The following is a 22,108-nucleotide window of genomic DNA, read 5'->3' on the forward strand; positions in this document are numbered from 1 at the left end:
CGCCCTTCCCGGCCGCCCTGGCAGGGAAGCGGAGTCAGGCTTCGGGGCCCTTGCGCATCTGCTTGACGAGGTCCAGGACGACGGCGCGCAGGTCGCCGCCGTGCTCGGCGGCGACACGGCGCTGCCGCTGGTAGCCGGCGCCGCGCTCGATGACCTTCAAGACATCAGCCAGCTCGGCGGTGCAGCCGAGTTTCGCGGCGACGGGTTCGAGCCGCTTGACCGTCTCGCGGAGGTGTTCGGTGACGAGCTGTTCTTTGCCTTCGGCGTCGAGGATGATGATCGCGTCCAGGCCGTAGCGGGCGGCGCGCCACTTGTTTTCCTGCACATGCCACGGCGGCATGGTCGGGATGGTGCCGCCGTTGTCCAGGGTGGTGGAGAACTCGTCGACGAGGCACTGCGTCAGGGCGGCGATGGCGCCGACCTCCTCGAGGGTGGCCAGGCCGTCGCAGATCCGCATCTCGATGGTGCCGAGGTTGGGGACGGGACGGATGTCCCAGCGGATCTCGGACAGCGTGTCGATCACGCCGGTGGTGAACATGTCCTGGACGTAGGTCTCGTAGTCCTCCCAGCTGGAGAACTGGAAGGGCAGGCCAGCGGTGGGCAGCTGCTGGAACATCAGGGCGCGGTGCGAGGCGTAGCCGGTATCTTCGCCGCCCCAGAACGGGCTGGAGGCGGAGAGGGCCTGAAAATGCGGGAAGTAGTTCACCAGGCCGTCCAGCACGGGAAGGACCTTGTCCCGGCTGTCGAGTCCGACGTGCACATGGACGCCGTAGATGACCATCTGGCGGCCCCACCACTGGGTGCGGTCAATGAGCTTGGCGTAGCGGGCCTTGTCCGTCACGGGTTGGAGCTGGGGCGGGCTGAAGGGGTGGCTGCCGGCGCAGAAGATCTCGACGCCCATGGGGTCGGTCACGTCGCGGACCGCGGCGAGCGAACTGTCCAGGTCGGCTTTCGCTTGCGCCACCGTGGTGCAGATTCCGGTGACCAGTTCCACCGTGTTCAGCAGCAACTCCTGCTTGATGTGTGGGTGTTCGTCGTCCTCGTTCAGCTCGGGATGCGCGGCGGCAACTCCGCGGAGCACCTCGTTGGCGACGGAGGCCAGTTCGCCGGTTTCTGCATCGACGAGGGCGAGCTCCCATTCCACACCAAGAGATGATTGCCTGGATGAAGCGAAATCAATCTTCATGTGGTCCCTTCACTGTTCTGCTGTCCGTTGCCGTGACCCATCTGGCAGCGGTACTGGCAGGGAAGTTGGCGGGGGCAACGGTGGTCCAAGTCTAGTGCAGGGGTGGCGCCGGGTCGGTGGCCAAGTTGCAGCGGGAACGTGAAAGTGTTCACAAAAGGACTCTGACCGCAGCGGAAGTGACGGCAGTTCCGGGGATGCCGGCGCCGCTGGCGTTTAATGGAGGGGTGCCCATACTGAACAAAGACATGACGCTGTGTATCTCCCTCTCGGCCCGTCCGAGCAACAACGGGACGCGCTTCCACAACCATCTGTATGAACAGCTTGGCCTGAACTGGATCTACAAGGCCTTCGCACCCACCGACCTGGCCCAGGCGATCGCCGGGGTCCGGGGCCTGGGAATCCGCGGCTGCGCCGTCTCCATGCCGTACAAAGAGGATGTCATTGCCCTCGTGGACGTGATGGACCCGTCCGCCAAGGCGATCGATTCGGTCAACACCATCGTCAACGACGCCGGACGGCTCACCGCGTACAACACCGACTACACGGCGATCGAGCAGCTGCTGCAACGCAATGCCGTCCCCACTGGCTCCTCGGTGTGGCTCCGCGGCTCCGGCGGCATGGCCAAGGCCACCGCGGCGGCGCTGCGCGACGCCGGTTTCCGGGACGTGACCGTGATAGCCCGCAACGAGGCCCCGGGACGGGCGCTCGCCAAACTCTATGGCTTCGCGTGGCTGTCCGAGGTCCCCGTTCCCTTGGCTGACGGGGCCGGAGCTGCGCAGATGCTCATCAATGTCACGCCTATCGGTATGGCAGGGAGTATGGCCGGCGGCCCGGACGCCGATTCGCTGTCCTTCCCGCAGGAGGCGGTGGAGGCCGCGACGGTGGTCTTCGACGTCGTCGCCCTGCCGGCCGAGACGCCGCTCATCAGGGCCGGCCGCGCCGCCGGCAAGACCGTGATCACCGGGGCCGAGGTGGCCACCATCCAGGCCCTGGAGCAGTTCGTGCTGTACACCGGCGTCCGGCCGAGCGACGAGCAGGTCCGGGCCGCCGAGGAGTTCATGCGGGCACAGTAGCCCTGCGGTGCCGGTAGAGCTAGTGCTGGACCGGCTCCACCGAAATGGCCACCCGCTCCTCGCCAATCCTGGTGAGGACCAGGGTGGCCGTTTTCTTGCCCCTATTTTTCCCGGCAGTGTTCTTCCCAGCAGGGAGCAGCTGCTTCCGCAGCTCCTCCGGCGTCACCGAGGTGCCGCGCTTCTTGATGTCCAGCACTCCGATGCCCCGGTCCTTGACCCAGGCCTTGAGCGCCTTGACGTTGTAGGGCATCACCTCCAGGACCCGGTACGCCCGTGCGAACGGCGTGTCCTTCAGCTCCGGGGCGCAGATGTAGGCGATATGCTCGTCCACCAGATGCCCGCCCAGCTGGAACGCGACGTCGGCCACCAGACCGGCACGGATGACTGCGCCGTCGGGCTCGTACAGATATCCCTCGACGGGTCCCACCGGGGCAACCGGGCCGCCGTCGAACTCCTCGGAGCTGGTGAGTTCCGCGGCACCCTGCGGGCCGAGCAGGAGGGCGGCACGCCGTACCCCGGGACGCCGCACGGCGTTGAACCACAGCGCCACCTCGGTGACGTCGCCGCCGGCCGAGACCCATTGCGCCTCACAAGCTGCTGGGACCGAGTCGTGCGGCATGCCGGGGCCCATCTTCACACCGACGGCGCGCCCGGAGTCGGCCAGGGACTCGGCGAAGGACAGCGGCGGGGAGAAGTCCTCCGGGTCCCAGAGCCGCTTGGTCCCCGAGGTGGAGGTGGTGCGGCGGGCGGGATCCAGCCAGACGCCGTCGATTCCCTCGAGCGGCACCGCCATGGCATCGGAGTGGACCACGGTGGCGTTCCGGAAGGGGATCAGGTTCATGGTGGCGCATGCGGCCGTGGTCTCATCCATCTCCACCGCGGTGACCTGGATGTCCAGGGACGCCAGTGCCATCGAGTCGGCGCCCAGGCCGCAGCCCAGGTCCGCTACGTGCCGGATGCCGGCCTCCGCGAAGCGCTGCGCGTGCCGGGCCGCCACGGTGAGTCGGGTTGCCTGCTCCAGCCCCGCCTGCGTGAAGATCATCTGCCGGGCAAATTCGCCGAACTTGGCCTCGGCCCTGGTCCGGAGCCGGGACTGGGTGAGCACCGCCGAAACGAGTTCGGGGGAGTGGCCGGACTTCCGGAGCGAGGCGTTGAGCCGGAAAGCCTCATCCTCCTCGTACGGCCCCAGCGATGCCAGCAGCTCCCAGCCCTCGGGGTTGAGGAGCGGGGCGATCTGGTCCTGCGGTGCGTCAGCCATGGAATCAAGCCTAGTTCAGGCGCCGGTGCCCCGATGCGCCCGCTAGGCTGGACGGCATGGACGACAGCGGTACGGAAGACAACGGGACCCAAGACGCCTACACGGACCCGGACGCCGCCCGGCGGGACGCCGAAGAGGGCCGCCCGGGCCTGCTGCGTCGTGCCGGACACGGCGTTGCCGGACACGGCCGTGCCGGACACGGCCTTGCCCGGTACGCCAGGCCGGCGCTGGTCGCGGGCTGTGTCATCGCCGTCGTCTGCGCGGCGTTGCTGGTCATCATCTTTTTCCTCGACTCCTTCAACGCGACCGTCTATTCAGTCGGCGGCAAGGACGTCACGGACGCCACCGACGAAGCCCGGTCCATCCGTGAGAGCTACGCTGCCGCCAAGGTCGGCGGCACCATCTTCCTGGTTATCGGCCTCGCACTCGCCGCCGCGGGCGGATTCCTGCTGTACCGCCAGCGGAATGAACCGGGCCGGAACGACGAGGCGGACGACGGCGAGGAAGTGGACTTCGAGGACCTCGGGGGACAGTAATCCTGCCGCCCGCCGGCGTTCGCACCGGCAGCCGACAGCCTGCATCCCGGCCGCCCCGGGCGTTCACCCCGGATGAACTTCTGGCACTCGCCTTGACCGAGTGCTAACCATTTACATAGAGTCGTTGTTAGCACTCTCCCTAGGAGGGTGCTAACAACTGAAGCTTCACAGCCAGGCTGCTGCCGGCACCGCGACGACGGTTTGCACGCCTTGGCACCACAGCTTTAAAGTCCATGAATTTGCTGACGAATAGGAGAGGTCCTTGTCGGTCTCTATTAAGCCTCTTGAGGATCGTATTGTTGTCCGCCCGCTCGAAGCCGAGCAGACCACGGCCTCCGGCCTGGTTATCCCGGACTCCGCGCAGGAAAAGCCGCAGGAAGGCGAAGTTGTCGCAGTAGGCCCCGGCCGCTTCGACGACAACGGCAACCGCGTTCCGATCGACGTCGCCACCGGCGATGTTGTCATCTACTCCAAGTACGGCGGAACTGAAGTCAAGACCGGCGGCACCGAGTACCTCGTGCTGTCCGCCCGCGACGTTCTGGCGATCGTCGTAAAGTAACTCTCTTGGACCCCCGCGCCGCCGATCCTTCTCAGACGGGTCAGTTGCGCGGGGTTCTGTCTTGAAAGGACAAAACCATGGCAAAGCAGCTTGCGTTTAACGACGCTGCCCGCCGGTCGCTTGAAGCCGGCATCGATAAGCTCGCCAACACGGTCAAGGTGACGCTTGGCCCGCGCGGCCGCAACGTCGTGCTGGACAAGAAGTGGGGCGCCCCCACGATCACCAACGATGGCGTCACCATCGCCCGTGAAGTCGAGCTGGACGACCCGTTCGAGAACCTTGGCGCGCAGCTCGCCAAGGAGGTCGCCACCAAGACCAACGACGTTGCCGGTGACGGCACCACCACCGCCACGGTGCTGGCACAGGCCCTCGTCAAGGAAGGCCTCCGCAACGTTGCGGCAGGCGCCGCACCGGGCCAGATCAAGCGCGGCATCGAGGTCTCTGTTGAGGCTGTCGCCGCCCGCCTGCTCGAGAACGCCCGCCCGGTCGAAGGCACCCAGGTCGCCAACGTCGCCTCCATCTCCGCCCAGAGCGACGAGGTCGGCGAGCTCCTGGCCGAGGCATTCGGCAAGGTCGGCAAGGATGGTGTGATCACCATCGAGGAATCCTCCACCACGCAGACCGAACTGGTCCTCACCGAGGGCATGCAGTTCGACAAGGGCTACCTGTCCCCGTACTTCGTCACCGACGCGGAACGCCAGGAAGCCGTCCTCGAAGACGCCCTGATCCTGATCAACCAGGGCAAGATCTCCTCCGTGCAGGATTTCCTGCCGCTGCTGGAAAAGGCGCTGCAGAGCTCCAAGCCGCTCTTCATCATTGCCGAAGACGTCGACGGCGAGGCCCTCTCCACGCTGATCGTCAACCGCATCCGCGGCACCCTGAACGTCGTTGCCGTCAAGGCTCCGGGCTTCGGTGACCGCCGCAAGGCCATGCTGCAGGACATCGCCACCCTCACGGGTGCACAGGTTGTCTCGCCGGAACTGGGCCTCAGCCTGGACACTGTAGGCCTCGAGGTGCTGGGTACCGCCCGGCGCATCACCGTCACGAAGGACAACACCACCATCGTCGACGGCGCCGGTTCGGCCGAGGATGTCGCAGCCCGTGTTTCCCAGCTGCGCGCCGAGCTGACCCGCACGGATTCGGACTGGGACAAGGAAAAGCTCCAGGAACGCCTGGCCAAGCTGGCCGGCGGCATCGGCGTGATCAAGGTCGGCGCTGCCACCGAGGTCGAGCTGAAGGAAAAGAAGCACCGCATCGAAGACGCCGTGTCCTCGACCCGCGCTGCCCTCGAAGAAGGCATCGTGGCCGGCGGCGGCGCCGCCCTCATCCACGCCCTCAAGGCGCTCGACGAGGACCCGGCCGTCCAGGCTCTCGAAGGTGACGCGGCAGCAGCTGTCGGCATCGTCCGCCGGGCACTGACCCAGCCGCTGCGCTGGATCGCCCAGAACGCCGGCTTCGACGGCTACGTCGTCGTCGCCAAGGTGGCCGAATCCGCCGACAACCAGGGCTTCAACGCCAAGACCGGCGAATACGAAGACCTGATCGCGGCCGGCGTGATCGACCCCGTGAAGGTGACGCGGGCGGCCCTCCGCAACGCGGCCTCCATCGCGGCACTGGTTCTCACCACGGAAACCCTCGTGGTCGAGAAGCCTGCCGATGAAGACCAGCACGCGGGCCACCAGCACTAGCTCCAAGTCGCTGTAGTCAAGGCCGGTCCGGCATCGCCCGGGCCGGCCTTTTCTATGCCGTCCGGCCCGGAAACGAGGCTTAGCGCTGGGACCGCAGGGCCTTGCGCCGCAGGCGCAGTGCGGCGTCCCGGGGGAGCCGCTTGGTGATGAGCCGGTAGAAGACCAGCACGGCCGCCGCCGAAACCACAATGCCCACCAGATTCAGGAACAGCTGCAGCGCCGAGCCGGCGGCTTTCTCGTATTCGCCCAGCACCAGGGCGACGGCGACGAAGCCGGCGGCCGGAACGGTCGTCACCGAAATGAACACCCCGATCAGCGCCGAGGATCTCTGGCTGATCACGGAGAGCATGCCTGCGGTCCCGGCCAGGACGGCGACGATCAGCGAGTAGGGGCCCGGGTGGTAGATGAATTCGACGGCGGAGCCATGGTCCAGTGCATCGGCGGGGAAGAGTCCGAGGGGCACCGACAGCCACGCGGTCAGGGCAGCCGCCAGCATCGCTACCGGGAAGCCGACGCCGAGAGCCAGCGCCGCGCCGCGTCCCAGCGGCCCTTGCCGGCGCACAAGAGCCACTGCCAGGGCAGCCAGCGGGCCGAACTCCGGCCCGACCGCCATGGCGCCGACGATGGCGATGGTCGAGTCGGTCACGATGCCGATGGCCGCCAGTTGGGTCGCCAGGACCAGGAAGGCCAGATAGCTCCATGTGAGCCGCGAGTCTTCGCCCGTCTGCCTGGAGACCTCGTCCCAGATCACGGCGTCGGCCCCCTCACCCGGGGCTGCCGCCACCGCCTGGTCAGCACGGTCGGAGAGCACGAGGTCCGGCATCGTGACCGAAATGGAGCCGAGTTCCCGGACGTTCAGCGCATGAAGTTTCTCCACCAGCCGCTCGACCGACTCCCTCGCCAGCAGGACGTGGATGACGTCCCCCGGAGGGAGCACGGACGCCCCGGGGTGGCGGGCGACTTCCGCCACGCCGAGCTCGCCGGAGCAACACTCCACCACGACGCCGGACAGCTTTTCCGGCACACAAATTCGCAGTTCCGCGATCACAATGCCGCCTCCTCTGACTCGTAACAGACTAGCCGCCGGCGCGGCCTCGGGCCGCGGAAAACCCCGCACTGCCCCCGTTAATCCCCCCGACCCCCGCGTCCCCCGCCACGATTGGCCAGATAAATTACGGTTCGGTAACATTGATGCTTTGGGAAACCGGTTTGAAGGGTCTTTGTGTCGAACGAGCGAACCATTGCCGGCCCGCACACCGCGGACGCGGGTTCTCCGGCGCGCCGAAAATCCAGCTACCGCCCCGAAGTCCAGGGCTTGCGGGCCCTCGCCGTCCTCATGGTGGTCACGTACCACGTGTGGCTCGGCCGGGTCTCCGGCGGGGTGGACATCTTCCTGCTGATCTCTGCCTTCCTGATGACGCTCAGCTTCGCCGGGAAGGTGGAAAGCGGGAAGCCGCTGCGGCTCCTGAGCCACTGGCTCCACCTGCTCAAGCGGCTGCTGCCCGCCGTCGTCGTGGTCATCCTCGGCGTCCTGGCCGGCACCTGGGCCATCCTCCCGGAAAGCCGGTGGCCGGATGTGCTGGACCAGGCCTGGGCCTCCCTGCTGTACCGGCAGAACTGGCTCCTGGCGGACACCGCCGTCGACTACTACGCGCAGGACCATTCCGGTGCCAGCCCCTTGCAGCACTTCTGGTCATTGTCCATCCAGGGCCAGGTCTTCCTGCTGTGGCCGCTCGTGTTTGCCGGTGCCGCGCTGCTCCGCAAGCTGCTCTGCCGCGGCCTCGGCCGCTGGACTCCTTTGAAGGACCGGCTGAACTATCGGGTTTTGCTGGCCGTGGCCTTCGGCGCAATCTTCGTTGCCTCGCTGCTGTACTCGATTCAGCAGACCGCCACGAACCAGGCCTACGCCTACTTCGACACCCGCGCCCGGCTCTGGGAATTCGCCCTCGGCTCCCTGCTGGCGCTCGCCGTGCCCTACCTCAAGCCCGGCAGGATCCTGCGGGTGGCGCTGGGCTGGACCGGCCTTGCCGCCATGCTGTCCTGCGGGCTGCTGCTGACCGTGGACCGTTCCTTCCCCGGCTTCATTGCCCTGTGGCCCACCCTCGCCGCGGCCGCCATCATTGTGGCAGGGCAGAGCGGCAGCCGTTTCGGTGTGGACCGCTTCCTCACCTGGAAGCCGCTCGTTGCCCTCGGCGACAACTCCTACGCCCTCTACCTGTGGCACTGGCCGCTCCTGGTGCTGGCCCTCGCCGGGATGGGGATCAGCTCGCCGAACCTCGTGCAGGGCCTGGCCATCGTGGCCACGTCCGTGGTGCTGGCCGTGCTCACCACCCGGTTCGTGGAGAAGCCCTTGCGTGAATGGCACTGGCCGCAGCGCCGCACCTGGCGGAACGCCGTCGTGATCGTGGCGTGCGGCGCCCTGCTCGCGGGACCCGTGTCCGTGTGGCAGAGCAAGCTGATGGCCGAGGAGGCCGCCGCGGCGTCGCAGCCAAGGGAACTGACGCCGGGAGCCGCCGCCTTGTCGCCCGGGTATGCGGGCAAATCGACGCCGGATGCCAAGATCATCCCTGCCCCCGTCGCGATGAAAAACGAGTGGGCGGACATCGACGGGCTGTGCACGGACGAGAACGTCCCGAGCGACCCCCTGCTCGCCGGTTGCCTGCAGAACAGCCGTCCGGACACCGTCACCAAGCGGATCGTGGTGCTGGGCGACTCACATGCCCAGCAGTACATGGCGGCCCTCGGACCGATCGCCCGGAGCCACGGCTGGGAAGTCGTCACCCTCCTGAAAGGCAACTGCCGCTTCGGCGGGGAATCCGCGGACCGTGACGCAGAGTGCAACGCCTTCAACAAGGCCAGTGCCGAGTACGTCCTGGAACACCGCCCGGACGCCGTCTTCACCGTCGCCTCGCAGACGTACAAGGACGCCCCGTTCGAAACCGAAGTGCCCCAGTATCTGGAGGGCATCAAGCCCTTCACCGATGCGGGCATGGAAGTGGTGGGCGTCCGCGACAACCCGCGCTTCAGCATGAACATGCCCGAATGCGTGCAGAAGAACGGCCCGGGCGCACCGGAGTGCAACGTTCCCTTGCAGGAATCCCTGGCCGAGTCCTCGCCGCTGGACGCGTACCGGGGCAAAGTCCCCGGGCTGCACCTCATGGACCTGAGCGACTTCATCTGCGCCGGCGGCATCTGCCCCGCCGTCGTCGGCAATGTCTACGTCTACAAGGACGACAACCACCTGACCAAGACCTATGTCCAGAGTATGATCCCCATGTTCGAACAGCGGCTGCTGGCATCCACCGGCTGGACGTGACGGCCCGGCTGTCCCACACGGTAAAAGGCGTGGCGGGAGCGGATGCCGTTGCTCACATTTCCGCTCCGGAATATGGCGGACGCCGCCAAGGTTCTATTATTTATTCAACACTTCTGCACAGGCCACGCCCGTAATGACTGGCTGGTCATCTGCTGCAACCCCTACCCGTGAAACCCGGTAACCAAGGTAAGAGGCGCACTCATGACCCAGCCCGAACACAACCCCTTCGGCTTCATCGGCCTGACCTACGATGACGTCCTGCTCCTGCCCGGCCACACGGACGTCATCCCCTCCGAGGCGGACACCTCCTCGCGGATCTCCAAGCGCATCTCGGTCCAGACGCCGCTGCTGTCCGCCGCCATGGACACCGTCACCGAGTCCCGGATGGCCATCGCCATGGCCCGCCAGGGCGGTCTCGGCGTCGTGCACCGCAACCTCTCGATCGCGGACCAGGCCGACCAGATTGACCGGGTCAAGCGCAGCGAGTCCGGCATGATCACCAACCCGCTCACCATCGGCCCCGAGGCCACGCTGGCCGAACTGGACGAGATCTGCTCGCATTACCGGGTCTCCGGCCTGCCGGTCGTGGACGAGGGCATGAGGCTGCTCGGCATCGTCACCAACCGCGACACCAGGTTCGTGCCGGAAGCGGATTTCCCGCTCCGCCTCGTCAGCGACGTCATGACCAAGATGCCCCTCGTCACCGGGCACGTCGGCATCAGCCGCGAGGAGGCGTCGCACAAGCTCGCGACCAACAAGATCGAGAAGCTCCCGCTCGTTGACGAGCAGGGCCGGCTCAAGGGCCTCATCACCACCAAGGACTTCACCAAGGCCGAGCAGTACCCGCTGGCCACCAAGGACGAGGAGGGCAGGCTGCGCGTCGGCGCCGCCATCGGCTTCTTCGGCGACGGCTGGGAGCGCGCCATGACCCTGATCGACGCCGGCGTCGACGCCCTCTTTGTCGACACCGCCAACGGCCACTCGCAGGGCGTGCTGGACATGATCCGCCGGTTGAAATCGGATCCCGTCGCCGCCCACGTGGACATCATCGGCGGCCAGGCGGCCACCCGCGAAGGAGCCCAGGCTCTGATCGACGCCGGTGCCGACGGCATTAAGGTCGGCGTGGGCCCCGGCTCGATCTGCACCACCCGGGTGGTTGCCGGCGTCGGTGTCCCGCAGATCACCGCCATCTACGAGTCCGCCAAGGCAGCCATCCCCGCCGGCGTGCCGCTGATCGCCGACGGCGGCCTGCAGTACTCGGGCGACATCGGCAAGGCGCTGGTCGCCGGCGCGGACACCGTCATGCTCGGCTCGCTGCTGGCGGGCTGCGACGAGTCCCCGGGTGACCTGATCTTCGTCAACGGCAAGCAGTTCAAGCTCTACCGCGGCATGGGTTCGCTCGGCGCGATGCAGACCCGCGGCAAGAACACCTCCTACTCCAAGGACCGGTACTTCCAGGCCGACGTCTCCGGCGATGACAAGCTCATCCCGGAAGGCATCGAAGGCCGCGTGGCCTACCGTGGCCCGCTCGCCTCCGTGGCCTACCAGCTGGTGGGCGGCCTCCGCCAGACGATGTTCTACACCGGCGCCCCGACCATCCCCGAGCTCAAGGCCCGCGGGAAGTTCGTCCGGATCACGCCGGCAGGGCTGAAGGAATCCCACCCGCACGACATCCAGATGACGGTGGAGGCACCGAACTACGGTTCGCGCTAAGCCGGCCGGAGATCACCGGACACGGGCCATGGGAACGCTCCCCATGACCTGTCCTCGTCAGCGGCCAGTGTCTGCGGTCCGTGCCTGTGGCGGAGCCCGCAACTAGGCTGAAGGCATGTCCGAACTCCTTCCCGCGCGTGAGCCGAAGCGCAAGCTTGCGCTGAGGCCCTATGCGCGGGCCGTCGCGCAGGTGCTCCGGGTCAGTTTCCGGGCCTCGCCGGCCGCAGTGTTGATGAAGGTCGTGGGCTCGCTGATCTCGGCCCTGCTGCCGCTGGTCACCACCTACTTCGCCGCGCTGACCACCACAGCGCTCGCGGCCGCCTACTCGGGCAACGCCGCGGCTGGCCAGCAGGCCATCGTCTACGTCATTATCACCGCCGCGCTGGGGCTGTTCTGGGGTTCCTTCAGCAGCGTGGACCGGTACATCCAGCAGCTCATGAGCTTCCGGGTCGGAGCGATCGTGGGCGACCTCATGTATGAGCGGTTCCTGGCGCTTGAGTTCTGGCGCTACGACGACAAGGAAACGATCGACCTCTACGACCGCGCCAAGCGCTTTTCCGATTCCTACGGCCGGGTGCTGGACCGGATCGCCGCGATCTTCACCCAGCTCGTCTCTGTGGTCCTGGCGATCGGCGCGCTGCTGCTGGTCAGCTGGTGGATAGCGGTGATCGTCCTGGTCGCGATCGTCCCCAGCGTCTACCTGCAGTTCAAGCTCTCCCGCGAACAGATCGCGCACTGGAACACCCAGGTCGACTCGCGCCGGCGGCGCCGGATGATCGAGACCAACCTGCTTCGCCCGCAGCACATTGCCGAGATGCGCCTCTACGGGATCGTCGGCTACCTGATGGACCTGCGCTCCCGGCTGCGGGACGCGGACGAGAAGCGGCGGCTGGATTTCCAGAAACGCTACATACCGAGGCAGCTCGCCGCCGACGCCCTGCAATACGGCGCCGAGGTGGTGTCCCTGATCTGGGTGGTGGGGCAGATCATCGCCCGGGCGCAGCCGGTGGGGCAGTTCCTCTATGTGCAGCAGATTGTCAGCCGCGCCCTGTCCACGGCCAACAACCTCGTGTCCTCGCTCAGCTCCATCGACGAGGACCTCGCCAACCTCAAGGACTACGAGCTGTTCATGGCGATGCCGGTGCACTCCAGCCATGCCCCGCCCCTGCTGCAGGCACCGAAGACCGTGGAACTGCGGGACATCCGCTTCACCTATACCGGCAGCGAACTGGAGGTCATCAAGGGCATCTCTCTGACCATCAGGGAAGGCCAGCACATCGCCATCGTGGGGGAGAACGGTGCCGGCAAGTCCACCCTGATCCGGATCCTCGCCGGGCTCTACCGCCCCGATTCCGGGCAGGTGCTGCTCGACGGCGTCGACCTCGCCGCCGTCGACGTCACGTCCTGGCACCGCCATCTGGCGGTGCTGAGCCAGGAATTCCTCAAGTACGAGTTCGCCACCGCCGCGGAGAACATCTTCTTCGGCGACGTCGACTCGCCCCGGGACGGCGGGCGGATCCGCCGGGCCGCCGCGGATGCCGAGGCGCTGGACTTTCTCAACAAGCTGCCCAACGGACTGGACAACCACGTCAGCAACTGGATGGAGGACCCCCGCGGGCGCAAGGGCAGCGGCCTGTCCGGCGGCCAGTGGCAGCGTCTCGCGATGGCCCGGAACTTCTACCGGAACGCCTCCTTCATGGTGATGGACGAGCCCACCTCCGCCATCGACGCGCTGGCCGAACACCGGATCTTCACGCGGCTTTTCGCCGACCGCAGCAGCACGATCATTGCCATCAGCCACCGGCTCGCGACCATCGAGAAGGCGGACATCGTGTACATGCTCGAGGACGGCCGCGTGGTGGAACAGGGCACCCACAAGGAACTCGTGGCGCTGCGGGGCCGGTACTTCCGGATGTTCGAGTCCCAGCTGACCGTTCCGGATACCGAAAACGTCAGCGGGGAGTGACGCGAGCGCGGCGGCTTGTAACGCGGGGATGGGGGAACACCTCCAGCAGCCCTCAAATCGGCAGCCACCGCCGTCTATGCGAAGGGATCTTCCCGCTTTCCCGACTACCGGGCCGTGAGGAGCTGGAACATGGAGTCGGCCTCGGACTGCTGGGCGGTCACGACTGACCGCGCCAGAGAGGTCACGGCCACGTTGTCGCTGCGGTCCACGACCGCCCGGGCCATGGCCACTCCGGCCTGGTGGTGCCGGATCATGAGCTCCAGATAGAGGCGTTCGGCCGCCGCGCCGGTGGAGGCTTCGAGTGCCGCCAGCTCCGCAGGGGTGGCCATGCCGGGCATCAGGGTTTCCGTTTTGGGGGTGGAGGCGTCCGCGCCGCTGCCGTGCGCAGCGTGGCCGCCGTCGTCCGCGGAGAGGCCGCCGCCGTCGGTCATCCACGCCATGGCGGGCGCGGTGGACGCCTGCGGCAGCCCCCAGACGGAGAGCCAGCCGAACATTTGTCCGGCCTGCTGCTGCGACCGGGCGATGTCATACGCGAGCCGGCGGATGTCCGGGTCGTCCGTGCGGTCCCGGACGAGCGTGCTCATCTCCACTGCCTGCAGGTGATGGACCTGCATGTCCCGGGCGAAGCCGGCCTCGGCGGTGCCCCCAGAGGGAAAAGCAGGGGGGAAAGCAGGGGCTGGTGCGGTTAGGCGGCCCAGGGCCCAGCCGGCGAGGACGGTGAGCACGACGGCGGCGAGGACGGCCAGCGGCCGCCGCACCCGGCTCCCGGCCCTACTGCCGGCAGCCTCTGCGTTCACGCGATGCGGCCGGGCGCGTTAATGCCTCCGGTGCAGGCGGCACCGGGTTCGGGGGCATTCGACGACTGCCAGAACTTGGCGACGAAGTCCTTGATCCGCTCGTCGGCGGGGGAGTCCACGCCGACCTGGGCGCCCCAGGCGGACAGCATGATCGGTGAGGCGGTCCCTGTCAGCGGTGAGAGGACGGTGTAGGTGCCGGGCAACGCCTTCCGCAGGGTCTCAACGTCGGCCTCGGAGACAGCGGCCGGGTCATAGCTCGCCCAGACGGCGCCGTGCTCCAGCGCGTGGACCGCGTTCTCGGCCGGAACCGGCTGGGAGTAGACGCCGCAGTTAAGCCAGGCGCTGGCATGGTCCCCGCCGACGGCCGGGGCCTGCGGGTACGACACCGGGGTGGCCACATGCTTGGAGGTCAGGTTCTCGAACGTCTGAAGGCCGGCGATCTGGATGCTCGCTGCCGAGGGCGGGGGCGGATCTTTGATCAGCGCGACCGTGACCAGGGATCCCACCAGCGCCACGGCGACGGTACCGCCGCCGGCCCAGAGCAGCTTACGCTTCCGTGATTGCCGGGCCTGGGCCGCTTTGACGGCCTGAAGCCGGGCTGCCGTGTCCTCCCGCGCCTGTTTCGCCTTGCTGCCGCTCATGAAGATGGTCTCCCTTACGTGCTGCGTATTATTTGAACGTTCAACTGTGCATCCTATCGTCCGGGCGGGTGCGGAGAAAGTCCCCAGCCCCGCAGGCCAGGGGAGTGAGCGGCGATTCGCCAGAGATGGCCGCTATGCCGCGTCCCATTCCGGCCAGATGTGGCAATGGGGCGCGGCAGAGGATGCAGCCGGCCCCGGGACAAGGGCATTGCGGCGCAGCCGGGCGGGCCATCGGTACCAGGCCCGCCCGCTGGGATAACCTAGAGCAGTGACTTACGAGATTGAGATTGGCCGTGGCAAGCGTGGGCGTCGTGCCTACTCCCTGGACGACATTGCGATTGTCCCCAACCGACGTACGCGTGACCCCAAGGACGTCTCCGTCTCCTGGCAGATCGATGCCTACAAGTTCGACATGCCGGTCATCGCGGCGCCGATGGATTCGGCCATGTCCCCGGAAACCGTGATCGCCCTTGGCCGCCTCGGCGGACTCGGCGTCCTCGACCTCGAAGGCCTCTGGACCCGGTACGAGGACCCGCAGTCCGTGCTGGACCAGATCGCGGCGCTCCAGGACGAGACCAACAGCCCGGCCGTCACACGCCGCATGCAGGAGCTCTACCGGGCGCCCATCCAACCTGAGCTGATCACGTCCCGGCTCGCCGAGATCCGGGCCGCGGGCGTGACGGTGGCAGGATCGCTGACCCCGCAGAGGACCCAGGAACACTACAAGACCGTGGTGGCCGCCGGCGTCGACATCTTCGTGATCCGCGGAACCACCGTCTCGGCCGAGCATGTCTCCAAGGACCACAAGCCGCTGAACCTCAAGCAGTTCATCTACGAACTGGACGTCCCCGTGATCGTCGGCGGCGCCGCCGGCTACACCCCGGCGCTGCACCTCATGCGCACCGGCGCCGCCGGAGTCCTGGTCGGCTTCGGCGGGGGAGCGACCTCCACCACCCGCCGCGCCCTGGGGATCCACTCGCCGATGGCCTCCGCCATCTCCGACGTCGCCGCGGCGCGCCGGGACTACATGGACGAGTCCGGCGGCCGCTACGTCCACGTCATCGCCGACGGAGGCGTCGGCGCGTCCGGCGACATCGTCAAGGCCATCGCCATGGGCGCCGACGCCGTGATGCTGGGCAGCGCCCTGGCCCGCGCCGACGAAGCCCCCGGCAAGGGCTGGCACTGGGGCCAGGAGGCCCACCACCTTGAGCTTCCCCGTGGCGACAGGGTCAACGTCGGCACGGTCGGACCCCTCGAAGAGGTCCTGTTCGGACCGGGCCACCACACCAACGGAACGTCCAACCTGATCGGTGCGCTGCGCCGTTCGATGGCAACCACAGGCTATTCGGACCTTAAAGAATTCCAGCGCGTCGACGTCGTCGTCTCGCCGTACGCCGGCAACTGAGGTGCCCCTGCCCATCCGGAGAACTTGGACGTAGTCTGGTGCCCTACGAGGTTTGATCCCGATGGAGGCGTGACATGAACAGTTTTCCCGGCGGTTCTCCCGTGGCCGGCGGCGCCCTTGGGCCCGCGGAACGCGAAGCTTCACTCGCAGTGCTCAGGGGAACCACGGACCCCGGCAAGGAACTCGACATCCTGATCGTCGGCGGAGGCATCGTCGGCACCGGCGCCGCCCTGGACGCCGTCACGCGCGGACTGAGCGTCGGGATCGTGGAGGCCAACGACTGGGCCGCGGGGACCTCCTCGCGGTCCTCGAAGCTCATACACGGCGGCCTCCGCTACCTCGAAATGCTCGACTTTGCACTGGTCAAAGAGGCATTGCACGAACGCGGACTCATTCTCTCCGTGCTGGCGCCGCACCTTGCCCGGCCGGTCCCCTTCCTGTACCCGCTCACCAAGCCGTTCCTTGAGCGGCCCTATGTCGGCGCCGGGATCGCCCTGTATGACGTGATGTCCATCACCGGCGGGCATAGCCGCGGTGTCCCCTTCCACAAACACCTGAGCCGCCGCGGGACCCTGCGTGCCGCCCCGAGCCTCAAGGATGACGCCTTCGTCGGGTCCATCCGCTACTACGACGGCCAGGTCGACGACGCCAAGTACGTCGCCAACCTCATCCGCACCGCCGCCTACTACGGCGCCCACGCGGTGACCCAGATGTCGGTCGTGGACTTCCTGCGCGAGGGCGAACGCGTGGTCGGGGCCAAGGTGATCAACCACGAGGACGGCTCCACCTTCAACATCCACGCCAAACAGGTCATCAACGCCACCGGTGTCTGGACGGATGAGACCCAGGCCATGGTGACCGACCGCGGCCAGCTCAAGGTCCGCGCCTCCAAGGGGATCCACCTGGTGGTGCCCCGGGACCGCGTCCAGTCCACCGTGGGGCTGATCCTGCGGACCGAGAAGTCCGTGCTCTTCGTCATCCCGTGGGGCCGGCACTGGATCATCGGGACCACCGATACCGACTGGCATCTGGACAAGGCCCACCCTGCGGCCTCCAGCAAGGACATTGACTACCTCCTGGAGCACGTGAACAAGGTCCTGAAGCGGCCACTCACCCGCGAAGACGTCGAGGGTGTCTATGCCGGGCTGCGCCCGCTGCTGGCGGGGGAGAACGATTCCACCGCCAAGCTCTCCCGCGAGCACGTCGTGGCGCACCCCGTGCCCGGACTTGTGGTGGTGGCCGGCGGCAAATGGACCACCTACCGGGTGATGGCCAAGGACGCCGTCGACGAGGCGACCCGCAGCATGGACGAACGCGTCCCGCCAAGCTGCACGGAATCCATACCGCTGCTGGGCGCCAGCGGCTTCAAGGCCGCCTGGAACAAACGGAACCGGATGGCGGAAGAGACCGGCGTGCACGTGGCACGGATCGAGCACCTGCTCAACCGCTACGGTGCCATGGCCCCCGAAGTGCTGGCCCTCATAGCCGCTCACGCCGAACTGGCCGAACCGCTGCCGGGCGCGGACGACTACCTCGCCGCCGAGGCCGTCTATGCCGCCACCCACGAAGGTGCCCGCCACGTTCAGGACGTGCTGACCCGGCGTACCCGCATTTCCATCGAGGCCTGGGACCGCGGTGTGTCCGCCGCTCCGGTAGTCGCTAAACTGATGGGGGATGTTCTCGGCTGGAGCGATGCGCAGCGCGAGAGTGAAATCAAGCATTACCTGGCCCGGGTTGACGCCGAACGGCTGAGCCAGGAGCAACCGGATGATGAGTCCGCCGACGCCGCACGAATGGGCGTCGAGGACATCGTTCCGCTGCGCTGACCGGCAACGCCGGACGGGAGCCCGGATCCCCAGGCTGCCGGACGGCGCGCACTCACGCCACTTCGAAGGGACACCTCTTGGCGGAACCACTGGACAGGTATGACGCCGGACTCACCACCCCCGAAATGGTGGTCCTCGAGATGGATGCCACGGACAAGCTCGACGCCACGTCGCAGCTCGCCGAAAGGATGCATGCCGCCGGACGGATCTCCGATCTGGAGGGTTTCCTCAAGCACGTCAACGCGCGCGAGCATCAGCTCGCCACCGGGCTTCCGGGCGGCATCGGCCTGCCCCATGCCCGCAGCGAGTTCGTCTCCCGGACCTCGATTGCCGTCGGCATCACGAAGTACGGCAGGTCCCTCGACTTCGGCGCCGCTGACGGCCCGGCAACGGTGGTCCTGCTGATCGCGACGCCGGCCAGCTCCTTCTCAGACCACCTGGAAGTACTTGCCACGCTGGCGCGCTCGCTGTCCAAGGAATCGTTCCGCGAGTCGCTCCGCCGAGCCTACGATCCCGAAGTGATCGCGGAGCTCATCAACTCCAGCCTGGTCTTCTTCGACCACTAGAGATTGGGGCAGGCCCTTTCGTGTCGACTCCGTCGCCACGCAGGGACCCGGCTGCCCCACTCTAGGATCTGTCCCACCGGCCCGTTTCGTTGTTCTACACGAGGACGAAGTACGGTTAAGGGGTGCTGAAAACTGCCCTTAGACCCCGATGGATTGCAGGCCTCTTGTTTGCGATCGTCATTTCCGGGGTTTTTGTGCTGCTGAGCCAGTGGCAGTTCGGCCGCTCCACGCAGGCGGAGGTCCCGGTCGCGACGACGACCGAGGAACCCAAGCCGCTGACCTCGGCGCTGCAGCCGGGCAATTTCTTCCCGGGATCCGTCGCGGACCAGAAAACGACGGCCACGGGCAGCTATGACCGGCAGAAGCAGGTCCTGGTTCCGGGCCGCCTGCACGACGGCGCGAAGGGCTACTGGATCGTGTCTGCGTTCGCCGTCACGGATGCTCCAGTCCTGGCCGGCGCGGGCGCCTCGCCGCAGACCTGGATCCCGGTTGCCCGTGGCTGGGTGGCAGATCCTGCGGATGTCGTGGCGCCGCCGTCGGGCACCATTAAACTCACCGGCCGGCTCATCCCGTCCGAGGCCCCGCTTCCCAACACCGATGCCGGTCCCGGACGGGCCACCGCCGTCTCCGTCGCCGAGCTCATCAACATCTGGGAGGTTAGCAGCTACCCCGGGTTCATCGCCGCAGACACCGAGCTGGCCGGCACCACGGATGTCGGTGCGGCCGCCGTGGGCGGCGATCTGAAGCCGCTGAACATCGGGCCGCAGCCCCCTGCCCAGAAAGTCAACTGGCTGAACCTCTTCTACGCCGCCGAGTGGGTAGTCTTCGCCGGCTTCGCGCTCTTCATCTGGTGGCGCCTGGTCAAGGACGACTACCGCCGCGGGCTGGAAGACGCACTCGACGAGGAGCAGGCCGCGCAGGCGTCCGCCGCCGACGAGGAGCACCCCGCCGGACCACACCCCACCGAAGCCCGTCCCACAGAACCGAAAGTGCAATCATGATCGAGCCCCAGCCGGCCATCCAGCCGCAGCAGTCCAACTTAACGGGAAGCGCCAACGGCAAGAAGCGCCGCTTCGGCGGAACCGAGGCACAGATCCGCTCCGCCCTGAAGTTCTACAAGGTGCTCGCGTACCTCACCGGATCCATGCTGCTGCTGCTCTGCGCCGAACTGATCGCCCGGTACGCGTTCGGCCAGTACCTGTTCGCCGGCGGCACCAACGCCGTCACCGGCCAGACCCACGGCTTCGGGTTTGCCGATGCCGAGCCGGCGGGAGTCATCGGCGGCCTGAACCTCTCCGTCGCGGTCCTGATCGTGCACGGCTGGATGTACGTCGTCTACCTCATCTCCAACTTCCGCCTGTGGTCCCTGATGCGCTGGCCGTTCGCCAAGCTCATCATCCTGGCGCTCGGCGGCGTCGTCCCGTTCCTGTCCTTCTTCGTCGAGAAGAAATTCCACGCCGACGTTGACGCGGAACTCGCCGCGAACCCGCAGGCACCGCAGCGCTACTGAGCAGCGCTACTGAACGGGAGCTGCCAGGGCCGGAAGCGGCAGCCCGCCGGACGCCGTGGGACGCCGTCGGACGCTGAGGTGCAGACCAGGGCGCTTCGAGTGCCCGATCCGCCCTGATCTGCCCCCGAGGCGGGTCCGGTCTTTCCGGAGCGTGGCCCCGTGTGAGTTCGCTCACCCGGCGGCTCATTGCGGGGCGCGGACCGTCTTCTCAAGGTGCGGCCGGGCGGCGGTGCAAAGTACGCTAGTACGGTGACTACTCCCCCTGCATCCCAGACGTCCCACAAGCCCGTGCTGGTTGTTGACTACGGTGCCCAGTACGCGCAGCTGATCGCCCGCCGCGTCCGGGAAGCGAATGTGTATTCGGAAGTGGTTCCGCATACCTACAGCACCGAGCAGCTGCTGGCCAAGAATCCGGCCGCCATCATCCTCTCCGGCGGCCCCGCAAGCGTCTACGCCGAAGGCGCCCCCAGCGTCGGCGCGGACCTTTTTGAGGCCGGAATCCCGGTCTTCGGCATCTGCTACGGCTTCCAGGCCATGGCCAATGCGCTCGGCGGCAAGGTGGCCCAGACCGGGCTCCGCGAGTACGGCGCCACCGAGACCACCACCGTCGGCGAGGCCCGCTCCATCCTGGAGGGCATGCCCCAGCACCAGAGCACCTGGATGAGCCACGGCGACTCCGTCCACGAGGCCCCGGAGGGCTTCGAGGTCCTCGCGACGACGGCCGGCGCCGACGTTGCCGCCTTCGCCAACGAAGAAAAGGGCCTCTACGGCGTTCAGTGGCACCCCGAGGTGAAGCACTCCGCCTACGGCCAGGAGGTCCTGGAGAACTTCCTGTTCAAGGGCGCAAAGCTGGAGCCGAACTGGACCACGGGCAACATCCTCGAGGAGCAGATCGAGCGGATCCGCAAACAGATCGGCGACGCCCGCGTCATCTGCGGCCTGTCCGGCGGCGTCGATTCCGCTGTCGCGGCAGCCTTGGTCCAGCGTGCCGTAGGCGACCAGCTGACCTGTGTCTTCGTGGACCATGGACTGCTGCGCGAGGGCGAAGCCGAACAGGTCGAACGCGACTTCGTGGCCGCCACGGGCGTCAAGCTCTACGTTGCCAACGAGCAGGAGCGCTTCCTGGCCGCCCTGGCCGGCGTCAGCGACCCGGAAGCCAAACGTAAGATCATCGGCCGCGAATTCATCCGCGCCTTCGAGGAAGCCGAGCTGGCGATCATCTCCGAGGCGGCCGCGCACGGAGAGAAGATCAGGTTCCTCGTCCAGGGCACCCTGTACCCCGACGTCGTCGAATCCGGCGGCGGCGAAGGCTCGGCGAACATCAAGAGCCACCACAACGTGGGCGGCCTGCCGGAGGATCTGCAGTTCGAACTCGTGGAGCCGCTGCGGGCCCTGTTCAAGGATGAAGTCCGTGCCGTCGGCGCGCAGCTCGGCCTGCCGCAGGAGATCGTCGGGCGCCAGCCGTTCCCGGGCCCGGGCCTTGGCATCCGGATTGTCGGCGAGGTCACCAAGGATCGCCTGGACCTCCTGCGCAAGGCGGACGCCATTGCCCGCGCCGAACTGACCGCCGCCGGCCTGGACAACGAGGTATGGCAGATGCCGGTGGTGCTGCTGGCAGATGTCCGCAGCGTCGGCGTCATGGGCGACGGCCGCACCTACGGCCACCCGATCGTGCTGCGCCCCGTGTCCTCCGAAGACGCCATGACGGCCGACTGGTCACGGCTTCCCTACGATCTGCTGGCCCGGATCTCCAACCGGATCACCAACGAAGTGGACGGGGTCAACCGTGTAGTGCTGGACGTGACCAGCAAGCCGCCGGGAACCATCGAGTGGGAATAGCCTGCTGAACACAGGCGTATGAAATGGCCGGCCTCCTGACGGGGCCGGTCATTTTGTGTGTGGGGTATTTTTAGCCGGGTAGTCTCATAGGGCCATTTCCGGTCCAATTTGACCGGCGCCAGTGTTGCGGGCTCTTCCTCGCGGCCGATTCGGGCTACGCTCGAAGGCATGCCGGTATGGTCCAAGGCGCCGCGCGCGAGCACGGTAAACGCGAGCACCGAAAACGCGA

Annotated in this window: 18 protein-coding genes; 13 read left to right on the forward strand and 5 right to left on the reverse strand. The window is 67.2% G+C overall.

Features of this window, described 5'->3' with window-relative positions; all coding sequences use genetic code 11:
* Positions 1–34 precede the first annotated feature (34 nt).
* Positions 35–1,186: a glutamate--cysteine ligase gene (locus ACVWZ8_RS13175; RefSeq protein WP_426978918.1), complete on the reverse strand. Its 1,152-nt coding sequence runs from the start codon at positions 1,184–1,186 to the stop codon at positions 35–37.
* Positions 1,187–1,410: 224 nt separating this feature from the next.
* On the opposite strand from ACVWZ8_RS13175, the gene ACVWZ8_RS13180 reads away from it, so the two are divergent.
* On the forward strand, positions 1,411–2,259 hold the full coding sequence (locus tag ACVWZ8_RS13180; RefSeq protein WP_456504856.1) for a shikimate 5-dehydrogenase: 849 nt from the start codon (positions 1,411–1,413) through the stop codon (positions 2,257–2,259).
* 19 nt (positions 2,260–2,278) lie between these two features.
* Here the strand turns inward: ACVWZ8_RS13180 and ACVWZ8_RS13185 are convergent, their stop codons facing one another.
* Positions 2,279–3,517: a THUMP-like domain-containing protein gene (locus tag ACVWZ8_RS13185; protein WP_426978916.1), complete on the reverse strand. Its 1,239-nt coding sequence runs from the start codon at positions 3,515–3,517 to the stop codon at positions 2,279–2,281.
* A gap of 56 nt (positions 3,518–3,573) precedes the next feature.
* Between ACVWZ8_RS13185 and ACVWZ8_RS13190 the strand changes: the two genes are divergently transcribed.
* The 3 genes from ACVWZ8_RS13190 (at position 3,574) to groL (ending at position 6,300) form a co-directional block, all read left to right on the forward strand.
* Positions 3,574–4,053: a hypothetical protein gene (locus tag ACVWZ8_RS13190; RefSeq protein WP_456504857.1), complete on the forward strand. Its 480-nt coding sequence runs from the start codon at positions 3,574–3,576 to the stop codon at positions 4,051–4,053.
* Between the two features lie 262 nt (positions 4,054–4,315).
* Positions 4,316–4,612, forward strand: coding sequence for a co-chaperone GroES (groES, locus tag ACVWZ8_RS13195; RefSeq protein WP_123255329.1), 297 nt, complete (start codon positions 4,316–4,318; stop codon positions 4,610–4,612).
* Between the two features lie 77 nt (positions 4,613–4,689).
* The gene (gene groL / locus ACVWZ8_RS13200) at positions 4,690–6,300 is read left to right on the forward strand and encodes a chaperonin GroEL (protein ID WP_426978914.1); all 1,611 of its coding nucleotides are present in this window, start codon (positions 4,690–4,692) and stop codon (positions 6,298–6,300) included.
* A 79-nt stretch (positions 6,301–6,379) separates the two neighbouring features.
* Here the strand turns inward: groL and ACVWZ8_RS13205 are convergent, their stop codons facing one another.
* A complete protein-coding gene (locus ACVWZ8_RS13205) occupies positions 6,380–7,348 on the reverse strand; it encodes a DUF389 domain-containing protein (protein ID WP_426978913.1) in 969 nt (322 codons plus the stop codon).
* A 174-nt stretch (positions 7,349–7,522) separates the two neighbouring features.
* On the opposite strand from ACVWZ8_RS13205, the gene ACVWZ8_RS13210 reads away from it, so the two are divergent.
* The 3 genes from ACVWZ8_RS13210 (at position 7,523) to ACVWZ8_RS13220 (ending at position 13,295) form a co-directional block, all read left to right on the forward strand.
* A complete protein-coding gene (locus ACVWZ8_RS13210) occupies positions 7,523–9,616 on the forward strand; it encodes an acyltransferase family protein (protein WP_456504858.1) in 2,094 nt (697 codons plus the stop codon).
* Between the two features lie 201 nt (positions 9,617–9,817).
* The gene (gene guaB / locus ACVWZ8_RS13215) at positions 9,818–11,329 is read left to right on the forward strand and encodes an IMP dehydrogenase (RefSeq protein ID WP_426978911.1); all 1,512 of its coding nucleotides are present in this window, start codon (positions 9,818–9,820) and stop codon (positions 11,327–11,329) included.
* Positions 11,330–11,444: 115 nt separating this feature from the next.
* Positions 11,445–13,295 carry an ABC transporter ATP-binding protein gene (locus ACVWZ8_RS13220; RefSeq protein WP_426978910.1) on the forward strand — a complete coding sequence of 617 codons (1,851 nt, stop codon included), beginning with the start codon at positions 11,445–11,447 and terminating at the stop codon, positions 13,293–13,295.
* 104 nt (positions 13,296–13,399) lie between these two features.
* Here the strand turns inward: ACVWZ8_RS13220 and ACVWZ8_RS13225 are convergent, their stop codons facing one another.
* Both ACVWZ8_RS13225 and ACVWZ8_RS13230 read right to left on the reverse strand, forming a co-directional pair.
* A complete protein-coding gene (locus tag ACVWZ8_RS13225; protein ID WP_456504859.1) occupies positions 13,400–14,053 on the reverse strand; it encodes a DUF305 domain-containing protein in 654 nt (217 codons plus the stop codon).
* Positions 14,054–14,088: 35 nt separating this feature from the next.
* The gene (locus ACVWZ8_RS13230) at positions 14,089–14,733 is read right to left on the reverse strand and encodes a DUF3105 domain-containing protein (protein ID WP_426978907.1); all 645 of its coding nucleotides are present in this window, start codon (positions 14,731–14,733) and stop codon (positions 14,089–14,091) included.
* Positions 14,734–15,001: 268 nt separating this feature from the next.
* Between ACVWZ8_RS13230 and ACVWZ8_RS13235 the strand changes: the two genes are divergently transcribed.
* From ACVWZ8_RS13235 to guaA, 6 genes are all read left to right on the forward strand, one after another.
* Positions 15,002–16,138, forward strand: a complete 1,137-nt coding sequence (locus tag ACVWZ8_RS13235) for a GuaB3 family IMP dehydrogenase-related protein (RefSeq protein WP_426978906.1) — start codon at positions 15,002–15,004, stop codon at positions 16,136–16,138.
* 74 nt (positions 16,139–16,212) lie between these two features.
* On the forward strand, positions 16,213–17,964 hold the full coding sequence (locus ACVWZ8_RS13240) for a glycerol-3-phosphate dehydrogenase/oxidase (protein WP_426978905.1): 1,752 nt from the start codon (positions 16,213–16,215) through the stop codon (positions 17,962–17,964).
* Between the two features lie 77 nt (positions 17,965–18,041).
* Positions 18,042–18,530, forward strand: a complete 489-nt coding sequence (locus tag ACVWZ8_RS13245; RefSeq protein ID WP_426978904.1) for a PTS sugar transporter subunit IIA — start codon at positions 18,042–18,044, stop codon at positions 18,528–18,530.
* 122 nt (positions 18,531–18,652) lie between these two features.
* Complete coding sequence (locus ACVWZ8_RS13250) at positions 18,653–19,531, forward strand: SURF1 family protein (RefSeq protein WP_456504860.1); 879 nt, start codon at positions 18,653–18,655, stop codon at positions 19,529–19,531.
* Positions 19,528–20,040, forward strand: a complete 513-nt coding sequence (locus ACVWZ8_RS13255; RefSeq protein ID WP_456504861.1) for a DUF3817 domain-containing protein — start codon at positions 19,528–19,530, stop codon at positions 20,038–20,040. Before ACVWZ8_RS13250 ends, ACVWZ8_RS13255 begins: the two co-directional genes overlap by 4 nt.
* A gap of 249 nt (positions 20,041–20,289) precedes the next feature.
* Positions 20,290–21,879, forward strand: a complete 1,590-nt coding sequence (gene guaA, locus ACVWZ8_RS13260; RefSeq protein ID WP_426978900.1) for a glutamine-hydrolyzing GMP synthase — start codon at positions 20,290–20,292, stop codon at positions 21,877–21,879.
* The last annotated feature ends 229 nt before the right edge of the window (positions 21,880–22,108 follow it).

The sequence above is a fragment of the Arthrobacter sp. UYCu723 genome (assembly GCF_054059215.1).